16 protein-coding genes are annotated in these 19,584 nt (G+C 60.1%); 3 read left to right on the forward strand and 13 right to left on the reverse strand.

The annotated features are described in order from the left end of the window. Nucleotides 1-11 precede the first annotated feature (11 nt). Nucleotides 12-395, forward strand: coding sequence for a DUF6124 family protein (locus NK667_RS25075; RefSeq protein WP_054616453.1), 384 nt, complete (start codon nt 12-14; stop codon nt 393-395). Between the two features lie 37 nt (nt 396-432). Then, a complete protein-coding gene (locus NK667_RS25080; RefSeq protein ID WP_054053137.1) occupies nt 433-687 on the forward strand; it encodes a hypothetical protein in 255 nt (84 codons plus the stop codon). Nucleotides 688-876: 189 nt separating this feature from the next. On the opposite strand, the gene NK667_RS25085 is transcribed toward NK667_RS25080, so the two are convergent. Together NK667_RS25085 and NK667_RS25090 are read right to left on the reverse strand one after the other, a co-directional pair. Then, nucleotides 877-1,068: a helix-turn-helix domain-containing protein gene (locus tag NK667_RS25085; RefSeq protein WP_063869699.1), complete on the reverse strand. Its 192-nt coding sequence runs from the start codon at nt 1,066-1,068 to the stop codon at nt 877-879. Nucleotides 1,069-1,218: 150 nt separating this feature from the next. Further along, the gene (locus tag NK667_RS25090; protein ID WP_054053135.1) at nt 1,219-2,121 is read right to left on the reverse strand and encodes a LysR family transcriptional regulator; all 903 of its coding nucleotides are present in this window, start codon (nt 2,119-2,121) and stop codon (nt 1,219-1,221) included. Between the two features lie 118 nt (nt 2,122-2,239). Between NK667_RS25090 and NK667_RS25095 the strand changes: the two genes are divergently transcribed. Then, the gene (locus NK667_RS25095; protein ID WP_054616454.1) at nt 2,240-3,514 is read left to right on the forward strand and encodes an MFS transporter; all 1,275 of its coding nucleotides are present in this window, start codon (nt 2,240-2,242) and stop codon (nt 3,512-3,514) included. Nucleotides 3,515-3,690: 176 nt separating this feature from the next. On the opposite strand, the gene hemE is transcribed toward NK667_RS25095, so the two are convergent. The 11 genes from hemE to NK667_RS25150 all read right to left on the reverse strand — a co-directional run bounded on the left by hemE (nt 3,691) and on the right by NK667_RS25150 (nt 19,509). Next, nucleotides 3,691-4,758, reverse strand: a complete 1,068-nt coding sequence (gene hemE / locus NK667_RS25100) for a uroporphyrinogen decarboxylase (RefSeq protein ID WP_054616455.1) — start codon at nt 4,756-4,758, stop codon at nt 3,691-3,693. A gap of 252 nt (nt 4,759-5,010) precedes the next feature. Further along, a complete protein-coding gene (locus NK667_RS25105) occupies nt 5,011-6,429 on the reverse strand; it encodes an FAD-dependent oxidoreductase (RefSeq protein WP_054054588.1) in 1,419 nt (472 codons plus the stop codon). A 33-nt stretch (nt 6,430-6,462) separates the two neighbouring features. Continuing rightward, nucleotides 6,463-10,908, reverse strand: coding sequence for a glutamate synthase large subunit (gltB, locus tag NK667_RS25110; protein WP_054616456.1), 4,446 nt, complete (start codon nt 10,906-10,908; stop codon nt 6,463-6,465). Nucleotides 10,909-11,258: 350 nt separating this feature from the next. Next, a complete protein-coding gene (locus NK667_RS25115) occupies nt 11,259-12,848 on the reverse strand; it encodes an AAA family ATPase (RefSeq protein ID WP_054616457.1) in 1,590 nt (529 codons plus the stop codon). 10 nt (nt 12,849-12,858) lie between these two features. Continuing rightward, nucleotides 12,859-13,959: a 3-dehydroquinate synthase gene (aroB, locus tag NK667_RS25120; protein ID WP_054616458.1), complete on the reverse strand. Its 1,101-nt coding sequence runs from the start codon at nt 13,957-13,959 to the stop codon at nt 12,859-12,861. 151 nt (nt 13,960-14,110) lie between these two features. Next, nucleotides 14,111-14,629, reverse strand: coding sequence for a shikimate kinase AroK (gene aroK / locus NK667_RS25125; RefSeq protein ID WP_054054596.1), 519 nt, complete (start codon nt 14,627-14,629; stop codon nt 14,111-14,113). Nucleotides 14,630-14,633: 4 nt separating this feature from the next. Continuing rightward, on the reverse strand, nt 14,634-16,721 hold the full coding sequence (locus tag NK667_RS25130; RefSeq protein WP_054616459.1) for a type IV pilus secretin PilQ: 2,088 nt from the start codon (nt 16,719-16,721) through the stop codon (nt 14,634-14,636). A 13-nt stretch (nt 16,722-16,734) separates the two neighbouring features. After that, nucleotides 16,735-17,262, reverse strand: a complete 528-nt coding sequence (locus tag NK667_RS25135; protein ID WP_054054599.1) for a pilus assembly protein PilP — start codon at nt 17,260-17,262, stop codon at nt 16,735-16,737. Then, on the reverse strand, nt 17,259-17,882 hold the full coding sequence (gene pilO, locus NK667_RS25140) for a type 4a pilus biogenesis protein PilO (RefSeq protein WP_054054601.1): 624 nt from the start codon (nt 17,880-17,882) through the stop codon (nt 17,259-17,261). The genes NK667_RS25135 and pilO overlap by 4 nt, the downstream gene beginning before the upstream one ends. Continuing rightward, the gene (locus tag NK667_RS25145; RefSeq protein WP_054616460.1) at nt 17,879-18,445 is read right to left on the reverse strand and encodes a PilN domain-containing protein; all 567 of its coding nucleotides are present in this window, start codon (nt 18,443-18,445) and stop codon (nt 17,879-17,881) included. The genes pilO and NK667_RS25145 overlap by 4 nt, the downstream gene beginning before the upstream one ends. Next, nucleotides 18,445-19,509, reverse strand: coding sequence for a pilus assembly protein PilM (locus NK667_RS25150; protein ID WP_054054605.1), 1,065 nt, complete (start codon nt 19,507-19,509; stop codon nt 18,445-18,447). The genes NK667_RS25145 and NK667_RS25150 overlap by 1 nt, the downstream gene beginning before the upstream one ends. Nucleotides 19,510-19,584: the final 75 nt, after the last annotated feature.

The raw sequence follows: 19,584 nt of genomic DNA on the forward strand, positions 1-19,584 counted from the left end.
GGAGCACCGATATGAAGAATAAAACCCCTGATGACACACAATCATCTGACGTTCCAAACAACGAAACTATAGATCTATCCAAACTCTCCGATATCACCGAGCCCCTCGTCAGTGCACGCCTGCGCAATCCAAATCGCCCTGACCCGATCAGCCATGTTTTCACTATCCTCCCGGACGTCGACAAGGAAACCCTGCTTTGTCACGCCTGTGAAACCCTCGCCTCACTGAATGTCATGAGCACTGATCTCGCCTGCGATCTGGAAAGCTCTCGCCGCAATGTGGCGCTGGCCATTCAGCAACTGGCCTCATTGGGCGAGTTGTTGGTTAACCGGGCGCTGGACATCATTGAACTACCGCAGGGGCCACATGGGACCCCACCCACCAGCAATGCCTGAGCTATCGCGTTCTTTTTCAAAATGGAGGTTTTTTGTCATGGATAGATACATGCCCATCACCGGTATCGACTGCCACATCCCGTCACTGGTGATCGATACACAAGCACCGCTGGACGTATTGCACGAAACAGCGGCTTACCGCATCCGCACCGCGACTCAACTGTTGGAGAACATCGCGTTTAGCGAAGGGATACACAGTGAGTTGGCGCGGGTATTGGTGACGTCATTGCGCGATGGTTGCGATTTAATGGATGTGATCGGGCGACGATTGCAGGCGCAGGTCTGCACATAGAAAAGAAAACGGGCGGCTTAAAACGTCGCCTGTTTTTATTGCTGCCTTCAGCAACTTATGGGAGCTGCTTTGGCAGACCAAGGAACGACAAAGGGCGCCTTTCGGCGCCCTTTCACAAACAGGTCGGCTTGTCATCGCCCTTTACCTGTCTGGCTCTGCGATGGCTGGTTACCCAGGATCCTCAGAGTCTCACAAGCCCCTTTCGGGAATATCCAGCGCGGCCAGATTCATACTACGAGCACTTGCAATGATTGCGAGCGCTCTAGCAATGAACGCTGGATCACTTCCCGCCTCATCCAAACAAACAGCTAGGTAATACGCTATCTCCTCTTCGCTCCTTAGGTATTCGGCGGAATTCCAACAAGTGAACTGTTCAGTCATGGGTTGCCTCAAGAATAAGCAGTGACGCGAATCAAGTTACCGATGGCCCCCAAGGCGCACAAGCCGGCGGGTTCTGGGCTCGCCGTAGGCTCCGCCGCAAGGCGTTGTAGTCTTCCGGAACATAGCTTAGGAAATGTCCCACAGAGGGCATCACGATTTGAGGGGTTCAACCTTCCTCGTCAACAACTCCACAAACGCCTTCGCCATCGGCGATTTCTGGTCCTTGCGCTGTACCAGCCACACTGCTGACACCGCTTCCGGATCAAGCAGCGGTCGATAGACCACGCCATCAATCCTCATCCGCTGATACGACGCCGGCAGCACCGACACCCCCAACCCCGCCGCCACCAATCCGATGATGGTCATCGCCTCGCCCGCCTCTTGGGCGAAGTGCGGACTGAAGCCGGCATCTCGCGCCAGGCTCAGCAACTGGGCGTACAGACCACTGCCATAACTGCGTGGGAAAAAGACGAAAGGTTCGAGGGCCAGGGCTGACAGGAACAGGCCTTCTTCGCTGCCGTTGACCAGCGGATGCTTGGAGCTGAGCACGGCCACCAGTGGCTCGCGCATCAATTCCACCACGCTGAGGGAATCCGGCAATCCCAGCGGTCGCATGATCCCGACTTCGATCGATTCATCCACCAGCGCATCGGCGACTTGGGTGCTGCTCATTTCCCGCAGGTTCAGGTGCACCGCCGGGAAGCGTTGGCGAAACGAGAAGATCGCCTGGGGAATGGTCGAGTTGAACGGTGCCGATGAGGTGAAGCCGATCTTCAGTTCGCCCAACTCGCCAAGTTGCGCCCGACGAGCAACGTCCGCCGCTTTGTCGACCTGCGCCAGCACCAGCCGCGCCTCTTCCAGAAACAACCGACCGGCCTCACTGAGCTCGACCCGACGGTTGGTACGCTCGAATAACCGCGCGCCAACCTCCGCTTCCAGTGCCTGAATCTGCTGGCTCAGCGGCGGCTGGGAGATGCCCAGCACCTGGGCGGCGCGGCCGAAGTGCAGTTCTTCAGCGACGGCGATGAAGTAGCGCAGGTGGCGCAATTCCATGAAAACTCCATTAGGTCGTAAAAGCTCTTAAACAGGTCGAATAATATATTGGATTGAATCGTTAGGCAGCTATATGCTTTTTTCATTGCCTGACCGGCTGCGCCCTCCGAGGTCCGAAGTGAAAACTGCTGTCGCCCCACTCGCCCATGAAGTTCCGCCTACTGTGCTGGACGATGTCGTCGCCGAGCTGAACGAGATCTACATCGAAAAAGGCACGCCGATGTTCATGCGCACGGTGCTGGCGCTGTTCTCCGGCGGCTTCGCGACGTTCGCGCTGCTGTATTGCGTGCAGCCGATGATGCCGTTGCTGTCCCACGAATATTCGATCAACGCGGCCCAGAGCAGCCTGATTCTGTCGGTGGCCACGGGCATGCTCGCCATTGGTCTGCTGATCACCGGGCCGATTTCTGACCGCGTCGGGCGTAAGCCGGTGATGGTGACGGCGTTGTTCGCCGCTGCGCTGTGCACCATGGCTAGCGCGATGATGCCTTCTTGGGAAGGTGTCTTGATCATGCGTGCGTTGATCGGGTTGTCGCTGAGCGGCCTGGCGGCGGTGGCCATGACTTACCTGAGCGAAGAGATCCACCCGCAGCACATCGGTCTGGCCATGGGTTTGTACATCGGTGGCAACGCGATTGGCGGGATGAGCGGACGCTTGATCACGGGTGTACTGATCGATGTTGTGAGCTGGCACACCGCGATGTTGGTGATCGGTGGCCTGGCGCTGATCGCAGCGACGGTGTTCTGGAAAATCCTCCCCGAATCGCGCAACTTCCGCGCTCGCTCGATGCACCCGCGCAGCCTGCTCGACGGCTTCACTATGCACTTTCGCGACGCTGGTCTACCTCTGCTGTTTCTTGAAGCCTTTGTGCTGATGGGCGCGTTTGTCACGCTGTTCAACTACATCGGCTATCGCCTTCTGGCCGCGCCTTACAACATGGACCAGGCCTTTGTCGGGTTGCTCTCGGTGGTGTACCTGTCGGGGATCTATAGCTCGGCGAAAATCGGTTCGCTGGCTGACAAACTGGGTCGACGCAAAGTGCTGTGGGCGACGATTGTGCTGATGCTCGCGGGCCTCGCGCTGACCATGTTTACGCCGCTGCCGCTGGTGATCATTGGCATGCTGATCTTCACGTTTGGCTTCTTCGGCGCGCATTCGGTGGCGAGTAGCTGGATCGGGCGCCGGGCGATCAAGGCCAAAGGACAGGCTTCATCGTTGTATCTGTTCAGCTATTACGCCGGGTCGAGCATTGCCGGGACGGCGGGCGGGGTGTTCTGGCACCTTGGCGGCTGGAACGGGATTGGATTGTTTATTGGTGGGTTGTTGGTGATTGCGCTGTTGGTGGCGTTGAAATTGGCGAAGCTGCCACCGCTGGGCGGTGTAAAGGCCTGACCCAAATCCCCCCCTGTGGGAGCGAGCCTGCTCGCGAAAGCGGTTGAACATTCAACAATGATGTCGACTGATCCATCGCTTTCGCGAGCAGGCTCGCTCCCACATTGACCGCGTACGGTCTGGTATCCCAAACAAAAACGCCCGGCATAAGCCGGGCGTTTTTTATTGGGCGACGATCACTCGTGATACTGCGCCGACAGCTCATGCACCGCGCGCAGGAACGCGCCTGCATGCTCCGGATCAACTTCCGGGGTGATGCCATGGCCGAGGTTGAAGACGTGGCCGCTGCCCTTGCCGTAGCTGGCGAGGATGCGGCCCACTTCGGTGCGGATGGCTTCCGGTTTTGCGTAGAGCACCGTCGGGTCCATGTTGCCTTGCAGCGCGACTTTGTTGCCGACGCGATTACGGGCGTTGCCAATGTCGCAGGTCCAGTCCAGGCCCAGCGCGTCGGCGCCAGCGTCGGCAATACTTTCCAGCCACAGGCCTCCGCCCTTGGTGAACAGGATGACCGGCACTTTGCGGCCATCGTGTTCGCGGATCAGGCCGCTGACGATCTTGCGCATGTAGGCCAGGGAGAATTCCTGGTACGCCGCCGCCGAGAGGTTGCCGCCCCAGCTATCGAAGATCTGCACCGCTTGCGCGCCGGCCATGATCTGGCCGTTGAGGTAGCTGGTGACCGACTGAGCCAGCTTGTCCAGCAACAAGTGCAAGGCTTGCGGGTTGTCGTAGAGCATGGTTTTGGTCTTGCGGTAGTCTTTCGACGAGCCGCCTTCCACCATGTAGGTGGCCAGGGTCCATGGGCTGCCGGAGAAGCCGATCAGTGGCACGCGGCCGTTCAGTTCGCGGCGGATGGTGCTGACCGCGTCCATCACGTAGCCAAGGTCTTTGTGCGGATCAGGAATCGGCAAGGCTTCGATGTCGGCCAGGGTGCTGACGACTTTCTTGAAGCGCGGGCCTTCACCGGTTTCGAAGTACAGGCCTTGGCCCATGGCGTCCGGGATGGTCAGGATGTCGGAGAAGAGGATCGCCGCGTCCAGTTGCGGATAGCGGTCGAGCGGTTGCATCGTGACTTCGCAAGCGAACTCCGGGTTCATGCACAGGCTCATGAAGTCACCGGCCTTGGCACGGCTGGCGCGGTATTCAGGCAGGTAGCGACCGGCCTGGCGCATCATCCATACCGGCGTGACGTCTACAGGTTGCTTGAGCAGGGCGCGAAGGAAACGGTCGTTCTTCAGGGCAGTCATGTCGGCATCCGGAAAAAAAGTGCGGGCATTTTCTCAGAGCGCGACGCAAAAGGCACGGCAAGCGCCGCACCTTTTGTCTATCGGGTCAATTTGTCGCGGTGGAATGCGGTGTTTGGCAACACCCTGAAACCAATGTGGGAGCGGGCTTGCTCGCGAAAGCGGTGTGTCAGGCAACATTACTGCTGTCTGACACTCCGTCTTCGCGAGCAAGCCCGCTCCCACATTTTGATCCCATTTCAGGTCGGGATCGGGTTAGACGCCCAAGTAATCCAGGATCCCTTCAGCGGCATTACGCCCTTCGAAGATCGCCGTCACCACCAGGTCAGACCCGCGAACCATGTCGCCACCGGCGAAGATTTTCGGGTTGCTGGTCTGGTGTTTGTATTTGCCTTGTTCCGGGGCCACGACGCGGCCCTGGCTGTCGGTCTGGATCTCGAACTGTTCGAACCACGAGGCCGGGCTTGGACGGAAACCGAACGCGATGACCACGGCGTCAGCCGGGATGATCTCTTCGGAGCCCGGGATCGGCTCAGGACTGCGACGGCCACGGGCGTCCGGTTCGCCGAGACGGGTCTCGACCACTTTCACGCCTTCGACGCGGTCTTCACCGACAATGGCGATCGGCTGGCGGTTGTAGAGGAATTTCACGCCTTCTTCCTTGGCGTTCTTCACCTCTTTGCGCGAGCCCGGCATGTTCGCTTCGTCGCGACGATACGCACAGGTCACCGACTTGGCGCCCTGGCGGATCGACGTGCGGTTGCAGTCCATCGCCGTGTCGCCGCCGCCGAGTACCACGACCTTCTTGCCTTTCATGTCGACGAAATCTTCCGGCGACTTTTCAAAGCCCAGGTTGCGGTTGACGTTGGCGATCAGGAAATCGAGCGCGTCGTGCACGCCCGGCAGGTCCTCACCGGCAAAGCCGCCCTTCATGTAGGTGTAGGTGCCCATGCCCATGAACACGGCATCGTATTCTTCGAGCAGTTGCTCGATGGTCACGTCCTTGCCCACTTCGGTGTTCAGGCGGAACTCGATGCCCATGCCGGTGAAGACTTCGCGGCGATTGCTCAGCACGGTCTTTTCCAGCTTGAACTCGGGGATGCCGAAGGTCAGCAGACCGCCGATTTCCGGGTTCTTGTCGAACACCACCGGGGTCACGCCGCCGCGTACCAGCACGTCGGCACAGCCCAGACCGGCCGGACCTGCGCCGATGATCGCGACACGCTTGCCGGTCGGCTTGACCTTGGACATGTCCGGGCGCCAGCCCATGGCAAACGCGGTGTCGGTGATGTACTTCTCGACCGAACCGATGGTCACCGCGCCGAAGCCGTCGTTGAGGGTGCACGCACCCTCGCACAGACGATCCTGCGGGCACACCCGGCCGCACACTTCCGGCAGGGTGTTGGTCTGGTGCGACAGCTCGGCGGCCTGGAGGATGTTGCCCTCGGCCACCAGTTTCAGCCAGTTCGGAATGAAGTTGTGCACCGGGCACTTCCATTCGCAATACGGGTTACCGCAACCCAGGCAGCGGTGGGCCTGGTCGGCCGAATGCTGGGGTTTGAAGGGTTCGTAGATTTCCACGAACTCTTTCTTGCGTTGACGCAACAGTTTCTTCTTCGGATCTTTGCGCCCGACATCGATGAACTGGAAGTCGTTATTCAGACGTTCAGCCATTGTTAAAACCTCATCAAACTCTTCAGGCGCATATCACTGCGGATTGGCACGGGTGCTGGAAAGCAACGATTTCAGGTTGGCAGCCTTGGGCTTGACCAGCCAGAAACGGCGCAGATAGTCGTCGAGGTTTTCAGCGAGGTTACGACCCCATTCGCTGTCGGTTTCCGCGACGTATTCGTCCAGCACGCGTTGCAGGTGGCTGCGATAGGCTTCCATCGCTTCGCCGCTGATCCGCTGGATTTCCACCAGTTCGTGGTTGACCCGGTCAACGAAGGTGTTGTCCTGGTCGAGCACGTAGGCGAAACCGCCGGTCATGCCTGAGCCGAAGTTGTAACCGGTCTTGCCCAGAACGCAGACGAAACCACCGGTCATGTACTCGCAGCAGTGATCGCCAGTGCCTTCAACCACGGTGTGAGCACCGGAGTTACGCACAGCGAAACGCTCGCCCGCGGTGCCGGCGGCGAACAGCTTGCCGCCAGTGGCGCCGTACAGGCAGGTGTTGCCGATAATGGCACTGTCCTGAGTCTTGTAGACGCTGCCCTTCGGCGGAACGATGACCAGTTTGCCGCCGGTCATGCCTTTGCCGACGTAATCGTTGGCGTCGCCTTCCAGGTACATGTTCAGGCCGCCGGCGTTCCACACACCGAAGCTCTGACCGGCCGTCCCTTTGAAGCGGAAGGTGATCGGCGCGTTCGCCATGCCTTGGTTGCCGTGCTTGCGCGCGATTTCACCGGAGATCCGCGCGCCGATCGAACGGTCGCAGTTGCAGATATCCAGGGCGAACTCGGCGCCGCTCTTGTCGTTGATGGCGGAAGTGGCCAAGTCGACCATTTTCTCGGCCAGCAGGCCTTTGTCGAACGGCGGGTTGCGGTCCACCTGGCAGAATTGTGGCTTGTCTGCCGGGATGTGATCGCTGCCGAGCAACGGGGTCAGGTCCAGGTGTTGCTGCTTGGCGGTCTGGCCTTCGAGGATTTCCAGCAGATCGGTACGGCCGATCAGCTCTTCGAGGGAGCGCACGCCCAGCTTGGCCAGCCACTCACGGGTTTCTTCGGCGACGTAGGTGAAGAAATTCACCACCATGTCGACGGTGCCGATGTAGTGATCCTTGCGCAGCTTCTCGTTTTGAGTCGCGACGCCGGTGGCGCAGTTGTTCAGGTGGCAGATGCGCAGGTATTTGCAGCCCAAGGCGATCATTGGCGCGGTGCCGAAGCCGAAGCTTTCAGCGCCGAGGATCGCAGCCTTGATCACGTCAAGGCCGGTTTTCAGGCCGCCGTCGGTTTGTACCCGGACTTTGCCGCGCAGGTCGTTGCCACGCAGGGTCTGGTGGGTTTCGGCCAAGCCGAGTTCCCACGGAGCGCCCGCGTATTTGATCGAAGTCAGCGGCGATGCGCCGGTGCCGCCGTCGTAGCCGGAGATGGTGATCAAGTCCGCGTAGGCCTTGGCCACACCGGCAGCGATGGTGCCAACGCCCGCTTCTGCAACGAGTTTCACCGAGACCAGGGCCTTCGGGTTGACTTGTTTCAGGTCGAAAATCAGCTGCGACAAGTCTTCGATCGAATAGATGTCGTGGTGCGGCGGCGGCGAAATCAGGGTCACGCCCGGCACTGCATAACGCAGCTTGGCGATCAGACCGTTGACCTTGCCACCTGGCAGCTGACCACCTTCGCCGGGCTTGGCGCCCTGAGCGACTTTGATCTGCAGCACTTCAGCGTTGACCAGGTATTCCGGGGTCACACCGAAACGGCCAGTCGCCACTTGCTTGATTTTCGAGCTCTTGATCGTGCCGTAGCGCGCCGGGTCTTCGCCGCCTTCGCCGGAGTTGGAACGCGCACCGAGGCGGTTCATGGCTTCGGCCAGGGCTTCGTGAGCCTCAGGCGACAAAGCGCCGAGGGAGATGCCCGCAGAGTCGAAGCGCTTGAGCACCGATTCCAGTGGTTCGATCTCGCTGATGTCCAGCGCCGTGTCCAAGGTTTTCACTTTGAACAAGTCGCGGATCATCGACACCGGACGGTTGTCCACCAGCGCCGTGTATTCCTTGAACTTGCTGTAGTCGCCCTGCTGCACAGCGGCTTGCAGAGTGCTGACCACGTCCGGGTTGTAGGCGTGATATTCGCCACCGTGGACGAACTTCAGCAAACCGCCCTGCTGGATTGGCTTGCGCGGGCTCCAGGCTTCGGCGGCGAGGGCTTTCTGTTCGGCTTCGATATCGACGAAACGCGCACCCTTGATGCGGCTCGGCACACCACGGAAGCTCAGTTCGCAAACTTCTTCGGACAGGCCGATGGCTTCGAACAACTGCGCACCACGGTACGAAGTGATGGTCGAGATGCCCATCTTCGACAGGATCTTCAGCAGACCTTTGGTGATGCCTTTGCGGTAGTTCTTGAACACCTCATAGAGGTCGCCCAGCACTTCACCTGTACGGATCAGGTCGCCCAGCACTTCGTAGGCCAGGAACGGATAAACCGCCGAGGCGCCGAAACCGATCAACACCGCAAAGTGATGCGGGTCGCGAGCGGTGGCGGTTTCAACCAGGATGTTGGAGTCGCAACGCAGGCCTTTTTCGGTCAGGCGGTGGTGCACCGCGCCGGTAGCCAGCGAAGCGTGGATCGGCAACTTGCCCGGGGCAATGTGACGGTCACTCAATACAACCTGGGTACGACCGGAACGCACGGCTTCTTCAGCCTGATCGGCCACATTGCGGATCGCCGCTTCGAGGCCGACGCTTTCGTCGTAGTTGAGGTCGATGATCGCGCGCTCGAAGCCCGGACGATCGAGGTTCATCAGCGAGCGCCACTTGGCCGGGGAAATGACCGGCGAGCTGAGGATCACGCGCGAAGCGTGTTCCGGCGACTCCTGGAAAATGTTGCGCTCGGCACCGAGGCAGATTTCCAGCGACATGACGATAGCTTCACGCAGCGGGTCGATCGGCGGGTTGGTGACCTGCGCGAACTGCTGGCGGAAATAGTCGTACGGCGTACGCACGCGCTGAGACAGCACGGCCATCGGCGTATCGTCGCCCATCGAGCCAACGGCTTCGTAGCCTTGCTCGCCGAGCGGACGCAGCACCTGATCGCGTTCTTCGAACGTGACTTGGTACATCTTCATGTACTGCTTGAGTTGGTCCACGTCATAGAAAGCCGAACCGTGGTCGTTGTCTTCCATGGTCGCCTGGATGCGCAGGGCATTCTTGCGCAGCCATTGCTTGTACGGATGACGAGACTTCAAGCGGTTGTCGATGGCGTCGGTGTCGAGGATCTGGCCGGTTTCGGTGTCCACGGCAAAGATCTGGCCCGGCCCCACACGACCCTTGGCGATCACGTCTTCAGGCTGGTAGTTCCAGACACCGATTTCCGAGGCCAGGGTGATGAAGCCGTTTTTGGTGGTGACCCAACGCGCCGGGCGCAGACCGTTACGGTCGAGCAGGCACACCGCGTAGCGACCGTCGGTCATTACCACGCCGGCCGGGCCATCCCAAGGTTCCATGTGCATCGAGTTGTATTCGTAGAATGCCCGCAGATCCGGGTCCATGGTTTCGACGTTCTGCCACGCAGGCGGAATGATCATCCGCACGCCACGGAACAGGTCGATGCCGCCAGTGACCATCAGCTCGAGCATGTTGTCCATGCTGGAGGAGTCGGAACCCACGCGGTTGACCAATGGGCCGAGTTCTTCCAGGTCCATCAAATCGTTGGTGAACTTGGTGCGACGGGCCACGGCCCAGTTACGGTTACCGGTGATGGTGTTGATCTCGCCGTTGTGGGCGAGGAAGCGGAACGGCTGCGCCAACGGCCATTTCGGCAGGGTGTTGGTCGAGAAGCGCTGGTGGAACACGCAGATCGAGGTTTGCAGGCGCTGGTCGCTGAGGTCTGGATAGAAGGCGGTGAGATCCGCCGGCATCATCAGGCCTTTATAAATGATGGTTTTGTGCGAAAAGCTGCAGATGTAGTGATCGACGTCGGCGGCGTTGGCCACGGACGAGCGACGACGCGAAGTGAACAGCTTGATTGCCATGTCCTGATCGCTCAGGCCTTCACCACCGATGTACACCTGTTCGATCTGCGGCAGGCGCTCAAGGGCCAGGCGGCCGAGGACGCTGGTGTCGATTGGCACTTTGCGCCAGCCAACGAGGGTCAGGCCGGCAGCGAGGATCTCGCGGTTCATGTTCTCGCGAGCGGCTTCGGCTTTGACCGGGTCCTGGTTGAAGAAGACCATGCCCACGGCATATTGCTTGGGCAGTGCAACGCCGAAGGTTTCCTGGGCAATGGCTCGCAGGAACACATCCGGCTTTTGAATCAGCAAGCCGCAACCGTCACCGGTCTTGCCGTCGGCGTTGATCCCACCGCGGTGGGTCATGCAGGTCAGGGCCTCAATGGCCGTTTGCAAAAGGGTATGACTGGGCTCGCCCTGCATATGGGCTATCAGGCCAAAACCGCAGTTATCCTTGAATTCATCTGGTTGGTACAGACCTGCTTTCATAGACACTTTCTCACCAGGCTGCCTCTTATCGAGGCAAATTTCTTTTCAATTCAACCACTTGCCATCCACGCCGAACGTACGTCGGCTTTGCGGGGGCAAAAGGGAGGTCATTGTACACACCGACACTTACGCTCACAAATTTGACGACGAAATGTCGCAAATCTATGTCGCATTTGTGAAAGGTTTAAAGCGATATGCTGTGCTAGTCAAAACTTTTTTAATTTTGACCGCAACGACTCAAAGACCACTATGACGCAGACACCACAAGGCACGCGGCCTGTAGAGGCGGCATGCGCTTGTAGAAATTTTGAGGTGCCGAGAGAGGCGGCCTGGGTAAGGCCGCCGAATCTTCAGCGAGCTGTTGCCAGTTCCTGTTGGACGCTGGCGACGGAGCGAGGCCAAGGTTTACCAGCCTGAACCTTCGCTGGCAAGGCCTTGATGGCGCTAACGGCTGCATCGCGGTTGGCGAAGCTGCCGTAGGTGATGACGAAAAGCGGTTTGCCGTTGAGGACTTTCTTGAAATAACGGTACTCGCCGCCCTGCTCCTTGACGAAGGTTTGCGCGGCGGCTTCGGAGCTGGTGCCGAGGATCTGCACCACGTAGTTGCCCGGAGCTTGCCCGGCGTACCAGCTGCCACCGGCAGCTTTGGCGACGGCAACCGGCTTCTCGGCCGGTTTGGCCGCGACAACAGGCTTGGCCGGCGCTGGAGCCGGTTTGGCGGCTGGTGCAGGCGCTGGCTTGGCGGTAGCGACCTGAGTCGGTGCTGGCGCAGGTTTGGCGGCTGGCGTTGGTGTTGGCGCAGGGCCAGGCTGGATGCCGGCAGGCGGCGCAACCGTGGTCACGGTTGGCGGTGTAGCGCTGGAGCCTTCGACCGGCACGCCGTCGTCGCCTTCAGTAATACCGCCGGCCGCTTCCGCCAGCGGGCTGCGCATGACCGGTTGCGATTGGCCGACCAGCGGCAATGGCATCGGCTGCGTGTTGCCAGCGAACTCTACCGAAGGAGCGCCCCCGGCAGCGTTAGGTTTTGGCGTGCCCAGTGGCAGTTGGGCTTGTTCGTTGGCCGGTGCGCCGGTGGTCGGTGTCTTGCTGCGGCCCGGCATCAACCAGGCGGCGGCTACCGCGACCACGACTACGGCGGAAATCGCCAATACGTGTTTCTTCGGCATGTTGAACCCCATACTTGGACGCTTCACCGCTGTGCGGCTGGCAATCATGGCTTCGATCATCGCATCGCGGGCGACCTGGTTGATGTTGCCAGGCCAACCGTCGGAGCTTTCGTGAATATCAGAGATCTGATCTGCGGTAAAAAGTTCGATACCCCGACCGGCGCCTTCGAGACGCTGATCCAGGTATTCGCGGGTTTCTTCTTCGGTGTACGGCTGCAATTCGATGACGTGGAAGCGCTCTTCCTCAAGGCTCAGCGCCTCAAGTTGCGCAATCAGCGACGACTCGCCGAACAGGAACACATGCGGGCGACCCTCCGGTGCACCAGCCGCCAACGCCATCAAGGCTTCGAGGGCGGATTCGTCGAGTTGCTCGGCGTCGTCCACCAGCAAATAGACTTCCTGCCCGGTCAGCGCGAGCTGCACCACTTGGGCCAGAATCGCGTTGATCTCGGCCTGGGCCACGTTCAGCGCCTGGGCGACTTGACGCAGCACGCCAGCGGCATCGCCAGCGCCACGGGCGGAAACCACCACGCTTTGCACGGACTGCTTGTTGGTGCTGGCCACCAGGGCCTGACGCAACAGGGTCTTGCCGCTGCCTTGCGGGCCAGTGACTACCAGCAGCAACTGGCTGTAGCGCGCCAGGTGATGCAGTTGTCCCAGCACCGGTTTGCGCTGGGCCGGGAAAAATTTGAAGCCAGGCACCCGTGGAGCAAAAGGGTCATGACTTAACTGGAAATGGCCGAGGAAAGCCTCGTCGGCATGCAAACTAGTCATCGGGATCTTATTAACCTTTAAGCTGAGCCAGGGCGCGGTAATCCGCTCCCAGCGTGGCCTGTAGAACCTCTTTCGGATAATCGTCGGTCACCACCGCTTCGCCCATGTGGCGCAGCAGCACCAGGCGCAAACGACCGTCGATCACTTTCTTGTCAATTGCCATGTGTTCGAGAAAATCGGCTTCAGTCATCTCTTCCGGCGGCACGACCGGCAGGCCGGCACGCTGGAACAGGCGAATGCCGCGATCGCGCTCCTGCTCGCTGATCCAGCCCAGGCGTGCGGACATTTCCAGCGCCATTACGGTGCCAGCAGCGACCGCTTCACCATGTAGCCACACACCATAGCCCATGTGGGTTTCGATGGCGTGGCCGAAGGTGTGCCCCAGGTTCAGCGTGGCGCGCACGCCGGTTTCTTTTTCGTCGGCGCCCACCACTTCAGCCTTGGCCTCGCAGGAGCGCTTGATAGCGTACGTCAGGGCGACCTGATCGAGGGCGCGCAGGCGATCGACGTTTTCTTCGAGCCAAGTGAGGAACGGCTCGTCGCAGATCAGCCCGTACTTGATGACTTCAGCCAGGCCCGCAGACAGTTCGCGAGCCGGCAGGGTGTTGAGGGTGGCGGTATCGATCAGCACCACATTCGGCTGATAGAAGGCGCCGACCATGTTCTTGCCCAGCGGATGATTGATCCCGGTCTTGCCGCCCACCGATGAGTCGACTTGCGACAGCAACGTGGTTGGCACTTGGATGAAATCGACGCCGCGCTGGTAGCAGGCGGCGGCAAAACCGGCCATGTCACCAATCACGCCGCCGCCGAGGGCGATCACCGTGGTGCGGCGGTCGTGGCGGGCGGTCAGCAGACCGTCGAAAATCAGTTGCAGGGTTTCCCAAGTCTTGAAGGCTTCGCCGTCGGGCAGCACCACGGAGACCGCCGAGAACTGAGCGAGGCTTTTGGTCAGACGTTCGAGATAGAGCGGCGCAACGGTCTCGTTGGAGATGATTGCCACTTGCCGCCCGCGAATGTGCGGGGTCAGCAACTCGGGCTGATCCAACAAACCTTCGCCAATATGAATCGGGTAGCTGCGCTCGCCTAGATCGACCTTGAGTGTCTGCATGTGTCCCCACAGTGAAGATGGAATCAGGCGTCCTGCCTTGAGTTAACGAAGGTGCGCGGCGCCTGCTGGTGTGACGCCGTTTGATAGCCATCCGCCACAACCTTGAGCGGCCATGACAGGACGCCGAGGATAGCGCATTTCGCGCTGCGCTTTAACGGGGAGGAAGCTGCTGCAAGCGTTCGAGGATGTCGAGCACCACCATTCGTGGCGGCCGCTCATCGGTTTCGACCACCAGATCGGCGATTTCCCGATAAAGCGGATCGCGGATCGCCAGCAGATCCCGCAGGGTCTTGGCCGGATCGGCGGTGCGCAACAACGGACGATTGCGGTCACGGGAGGTGCGGCCGACTTGCTGCTCGACAGACGCATGCAGATACACCACACGTCCCCCGGCATGCAGGGCCCGACGATTGGCTTCGCGCATCACTGCACCGCCACCGGTCGCCAGCACCACGCCGTCGCAGCCGCACAGCTCTTCGATCATCGCTTGCTCGCGATCACGAAAGCCGGGCTCACCTTCCTTATCGAAGATCCACGGGATATTGGCGCCCGTGCGCAATTCAATTTCCTTGTCGGAATCTTTGAACGGCAGGCGCAGCTCTTTGGCCAGCAAACGGCCGATGGTGCTTTTTCCAGCCCCCATCGGTCCAACAAGAATCAAATTTCGCACAGAATCAACGACTCACAGCAATCGCCTGGTTATTCATGATACGCGGAGTGAGAAATACCAGCAGCTCGGATTTTTTCTCCGAAACCACGTCACGCCGGAAAAGGCGGCCAAGATACGGCACATCGCCGAGAAATGGCACCTTATCTACAACCTTGCTCTGAGTATTTGAGAAAACCCCGCCAATGACGATGGTCTCGCCGTCGTTAACCAGCACCTTGGCGTTGACCTCGTTTTTCTTGATCGGCGGTACATCCTGCACTTTGTTGAGGTAGTCCGGTTCGTCCTTGGTGACCTTGACCTCCATGATGATGCGGTTATCCGGGGTGATTTGCGGTGTTACTTCCAGAGACAGCGAAGCCTCTTTGAACGACACCGATGTTGCACCACTGGAACTGGCTTCCTGATACGGAATCTCGGTGCCCTTGAGGATTTTCGCGGTTTCCTTGTCGGACGTGACCACTTTGGGCTGCGAGACGATTTCGCCGTTGCCGGTTTTTTCCATGGCCGTCAGCTCAAGATCGAGCAGCACATTGTCGGTGATGAAGGCGATGCCGAGCCCCGAGGTGTTGGCCGCCGTGCCCATGTCGACGAACGGCGAGTTGGTACTGGTGCTGCCGGGCGTGCCGATGGTGTTCGACGCGTTGGCGCCATTACTGACACCCGAGGTGTTCCAGTTGCCCTTGTTTTGGATCGAGCCGCCCCAGCGCACGCCGAGACTCTTGTCGTAATCGACGTTGGCTTCGACGATCCGCGCTTCGATCATCACCTGGCGCACCGGGATATCCAGTTGCGCGACGATGCGCCGAAGCTCGTCGAGGCGATCCTGGGTCTGGTAGGCGATGATGTTGTTGGTGCGCTCGTCGACGGTGATCGAACCCCGCTCATCGATTTTTGCCTCGGCACTGGTCACCGAAGTGAACAGCTTGGCGATGTCGGCGGCCTTGGCGTAATTGACCTGCAACAGCTCTCGACGCAGCGGCGCCAGTTCGGCGATCTGTTTTTGCGACTCCAGTTCCTGACGCTCACGGGCGGCGATTTCATCCGCCGGCGCGACCAGCAAGACGTTGCCGATCTTGCGCTTGTCCAGGCCTTTGGTTTTCAGCACCAGGTCCAGCGCCTGATCCCACGGCACGTTCTGCAGACGCAAGGTGATGCCGCCCTGCACCGTGTCGCTGGCCACCAAATTCAGGTTGGTGAAATCGGCGATCAGTTGCAGTACCGAGCGCACATCAATGTCCTGGAAGTTCAGCGAGAGTTTTTCGCCGGTGTAGGCAAAGCGCTCAGCGTTGCGCTTCTGCAAGTCATCGACGGTCATCGGACGGATGCTGACGGTCAGCTTGTTGTCGGTCTGGTAGGTCGAGTACTCGAAAGCGCCGCTTGGCTCGATGCTGATCACCGCGCGGTCGCCGGAGGCACTGGCGTTAACAAACTGCACCGGAGTCGCGAAATCCTTGACGTCCAGGCGCACCCGTAACGGGTCGGGCAATTGGGTCTTGGCGAAACCGAGGATGATCTTGCCCTCGCGCTCCTGAATATCCGGTGCAATGGACGGATCCGACAAGTCGATCACCACATTGCCTTCGCCCTGAGTGCCGCGCTGAAAATCCACGCCGCGAATGGCCTTGCCGACGGGCGCATAGGCCTTGGCGGGCGCCGGTTTTGCGGTAGCTGGGCGGGGTGCGCTGGCGACGGGTTTGGCTGTCGTGCCTTTCGCGCCTTGCCCAACGACCACGAACAGATTGTTGCCTTCAACCCTGGAGCTGTAGGGCGTGAGTTGAGTCAGGTTGATGATCAGTCGCGTGCGGTCCTTGGCCTCGACCACTGTGGCGCTGCGGGCATTGCCGCCACCCAGGTCACGGTTTTTGTTGGTCAGTTTGCTGACTACACCCGGCAGATCCAGCGCGATGCGCGCCGGTGATTCGGTGGTGTAGCCGTGGGGCGGTGGTGGCGGCCCGTCGAAGGTCAACTTCAACTCGACGCGGTCACCCGGCAGCGCGGCGACATCCAGCGCGTTGAGGGTGGCCGCTTGTACCATCGGCGACAGCAGCGCTATCCATAGCGAAATACCGAGGGTTGAGAAAATCCTGTTCATTATTCGAGTTCCACTATGAGTGCTCTTTCAAAGGGATGGTCCGCGGCCGTTCCAGCCAGGCGCCTTCGCCGTCGGGAACGATTTCGACCACATCGACTTGCGAGCCGCTGATGGCGACGATCCGCCCATCGTTACGCCCCAGGTAATCGCCGACTTTCAACCGGTGCACCCCGCCCGCTCCGCGCAGCAGCGCAAAGGAACCGGAGGCATTCGAGATCGTGCCGACCATTTCAAACTGCTCGATGTTGAAACCTTCGAGGTACTGCTTGACCCGATTGGGGTCGGGCTTGACGTTGCGCGAGCCGTGCTTCTGGCCGGCCACGTCGTTCCTGACTTGTCGGGAAAACGGGCTGCGCAGGTTGGCGGCGCTGTAGGTGAATGTTGGGTAAGACCGGAATGTCGGCGTTGGTTCAATCTTGCCCGGTGGACGCAGGCGCACTTCGTTCAGGTAAGCGTCCAGATCGCCGAAGCCATTGTCGCCGCCGCAACCGCCCAGACCGGCCAACAACACGACCATAGGTAAACAACGAATCGGGGTCATTTCTGCAACCCCTTGTCGTTGTAGCGGTAAGTCTTGGCGAGGATGCTCATGCGCAGCTTCGTACCGCCGTCGGGGTTGGCCGGCGCAAGGTCGAAGTCATGCAGGGTGACGATGCGCGGCAGCCCGGCCACGCCACTGACGAAGGTCGCCAGGTCGTGATAGGCACCTGTGACGGTGATCTGGATCGGCAGCTCGATGTAGAACTGCTGGGTGACTTCCGGCAGCAATTTGATCTCTTCGAATTCCAGGCCGCTGCCCAGGCCGGTGCGGGTGATGTCTTCCAGCAGACCGGGCACTTCGGTGTCGCTGGGCAATTGCCGCAACAGCACGCCGAACGAGTTCTCCATCTCCTTCATCTGCTGGGTGTAGAGCTCCAGGTTCGCCGCCATGCCGGCCTTGCTGGCGAACTGATCCTTGAGCGTCGATTCTTCCGCACGCTTGAGGTCGAGTTCGTTCTGCATGTCGCTGATGTAAAAGTTGTAGCCCAGCCCCAGCACCAGAACCATCAGCAGAATGCCCGCCAACGCCTTGATTGCCGGGGGCCAGGAGCCGATGTTGTTGGTGTCCAGATCATTGATGTCGATCTTGCGCAGCCCCTCGAACCATTCGGACGGCCTCATTTAGCGACCTCCATCGTGGCTGGCTGAGTCTGACGAACGGTCAGCTGAAACACGTTGGCCTGATCCAACTGACCGGCAGTCGTCGCCTTGACCTCGGTCAGGCTTGGCGCGTCGAACCAGTCCGAGGCATCGAGATTGCGCATCAACTCCGACACCTTGTTGTTCGACTCTGCCGCACCGGTGATCGCCAGGGTCTTGCCCTGCATTTTCACTTCGGTGAAATACACCCCGTCCGGCAGGGTACGTGCCAACTGGTCGAAGATTCGACCGCTGATCTGCCGGTTGCCTTGCAGGTCCTGGATGATGCGCATGCGCTCCACCAGTTGCTGGCGCCGGGCCTTGAGCTCGCTGATTTGCTTGATGCGCTCATCGACGACGGCAATCTGTTTGCCAAGGTAATCGTTGCGGGCCACTTGCTGGCTGATGGCGCCGCTGATGATCTGGTCGCCAATCAGCACCAAGCCCACCGAACCGACCAGCACGCCCACCAGCACCAGCAGAAAGCGCTTGCGACGCTCTTCGCGCAGTTCTTCACGCCAGGGTAAAAGGTTGATCCGCGCCATCAGTCGAAACTCCTGAGGGCCAGGCCGCAGGCAATCATCAAGGCAGGGGCATCGCTGGCGAGTGCGCCGGCGTTGACCTTGCTGCTCAGCGCCATGTCCGCGAATGGGTTGGCGACCTGGGTCGGCGTGCCCAGCCGCTGCTCGATCAATCGATCAAGCCCGGGCACCGAGGCGGTGCCGCCGGCCAGCAGGATATGGTCGACCGCGTTGTACTGGCCGGACGCAAAGAAAAACTGCAATGAGCGAGAGACCTGCTGCACAAGGGCTTCACGAAACGGCTGCAACACCTCGCTGACATAGTCGTCCGGCAAACCGCCCTGCTTCTTTGCCAGCCCGGCCTGCTCAGTGGTCAGGCCATAGCGGCGCTGGATTTCTTCAGTGAGTTGTCGGCCGCCGAACAATTGTTCGCGGGTGTAGATGATCCGGCCGTTATGCAGCACGCTCAGGGTGGTCATGGTCGCGCCGATGTCCACCACCGCGACGGTCGGGCGCTCTTGATTGGAGGCCAGTTGGGTCGCCAGCAGGCCAAAGGAACGTTCGAGGGCATAGGCTTCGACGTCCACCACCTTGGCGGTCAGCCCGGCGAGCGCCAGTGCCGCCTCGCGGACCTCGACGTTTTCTTTCCGACAGGCGGCCAGCAGCACATTGACCCGCTCGGGGTTGCGCACCGATACACCCTGGACTTCGAAATCGATGGCAACTTCGTCCAATGGATAAGGAATGTATTGGTCGGCTTCGATCTTGAGCTGGTTTTCCATCTCCTCGTCGGACAGCCCGGCGTCCATCTCGATGGTCTTGGTAATCACCGCCGAACCGGCCACCGCAACCGCGACGTTCCGGATACCGGTCCGAGCCTTGAGAAGCACGCGTGACAACGCCTGGCCCACACCTTCGAGCTCGGCGATGTTTTTCTCGATGACCGCGCTGGCCGGCAGCGGTTCGACCGCGTAGGCCTCGACCCGGTAGCGGTCGCCCTGGCGGCTGAGCTCCAGAAGCTTCACCGACGTGGAGCTGATGTCGATCCCCAGAAGCGTTCTGGTCTTTTTATTGAAGAGTCCTAGCACTACCAATTCCCTATGACTATCCGTGAGTTACGGACTCTGTAATGTGCATTGCGTTCAATCACCCCGTCTTGACAG

The organism is Pseudomonas nunensis, assembly GCF_024296925.1.
GTDB lineage: Bacteria > Pseudomonadota > Gammaproteobacteria > Pseudomonadales > Pseudomonadaceae > Aquipseudomonas > Aquipseudomonas nunensis.

What these genes read in the sequence shown, in the direction of transcription:
- NK667_RS25075 (WP_054616453.1), top strand. Translation starts at nt 12, where the DNA reads ATGAAGAATAAAACCCCTGATGACACACAATCATCTGACGTTCCAAAC.
- NK667_RS25080 (WP_054053137.1), top strand. Translation starts at nt 433, where the DNA reads ATGGATAGATACATGCCCATCACCGGTATCGACTGCCACATCCCGTCA.
- NK667_RS25085 (WP_063869699.1), bottom strand. Translation starts at nt 1,068, where the DNA reads ATGACTGAACAGTTCACTTGTTGGAATTCCGCCGAATACCTAAGGAGC.
- NK667_RS25090 (WP_054053135.1), bottom strand. Translation starts at nt 2,121, where the DNA reads ATGGAATTGCGCCACCTGCGCTACTTCATCGCCGTCGCTGAAGAACTG.
- hemE (WP_054616455.1), bottom strand. Translation starts at nt 4,758, where the DNA reads ATGACTGCCCTGAAGAACGACCGTTTCCTTCGCGCCCTGCTCAAGCAA.
- NK667_RS25105 (WP_054054588.1), bottom strand. Translation starts at nt 6,429, where the DNA reads ATGGCTGAACGTCTGAATAACGACTTCCAGTTCATCGATGTCGGGCGC.
- gltB (WP_054616456.1), bottom strand. Translation starts at nt 10,908, where the DNA reads ATGAAAGCAGGTCTGTACCAACCAGATGAATTCAAGGATAACTGCGGT.
- NK667_RS25115 (WP_054616457.1), bottom strand. Translation starts at nt 12,848, where the DNA reads ATGACTAGTTTGCATGCCGACGAGGCTTTCCTCGGCCATTTCCAGTTA.
- aroB (WP_054616458.1), bottom strand. Translation starts at nt 13,959, where the DNA reads ATGCAGACACTCAAGGTCGATCTAGGCGAGCGCAGCTACCCGATTCAT.
- NK667_RS25130 (WP_054616459.1), bottom strand. Translation starts at nt 16,721, where the DNA reads ATGAACAGGATTTTCTCAACCCTCGGTATTTCGCTATGGATAGCGCTG.
- NK667_RS25135 (WP_054054599.1), bottom strand. Translation starts at nt 17,262, where the DNA reads ATGACCCCGATTCGTTGTTTACCTATGGTCGTGTTGTTGGCCGGTCTG.
- pilO (WP_054054601.1), bottom strand. Translation starts at nt 17,882, where the DNA reads ATGAGGCCGTCCGAATGGTTCGAGGGGCTGCGCAAGATCGACATCAAT.
- NK667_RS25145 (WP_054616460.1), bottom strand. Translation starts at nt 18,445, where the DNA reads ATGGCGCGGATCAACCTTTTACCCTGGCGTGAAGAACTGCGCGAAGAG.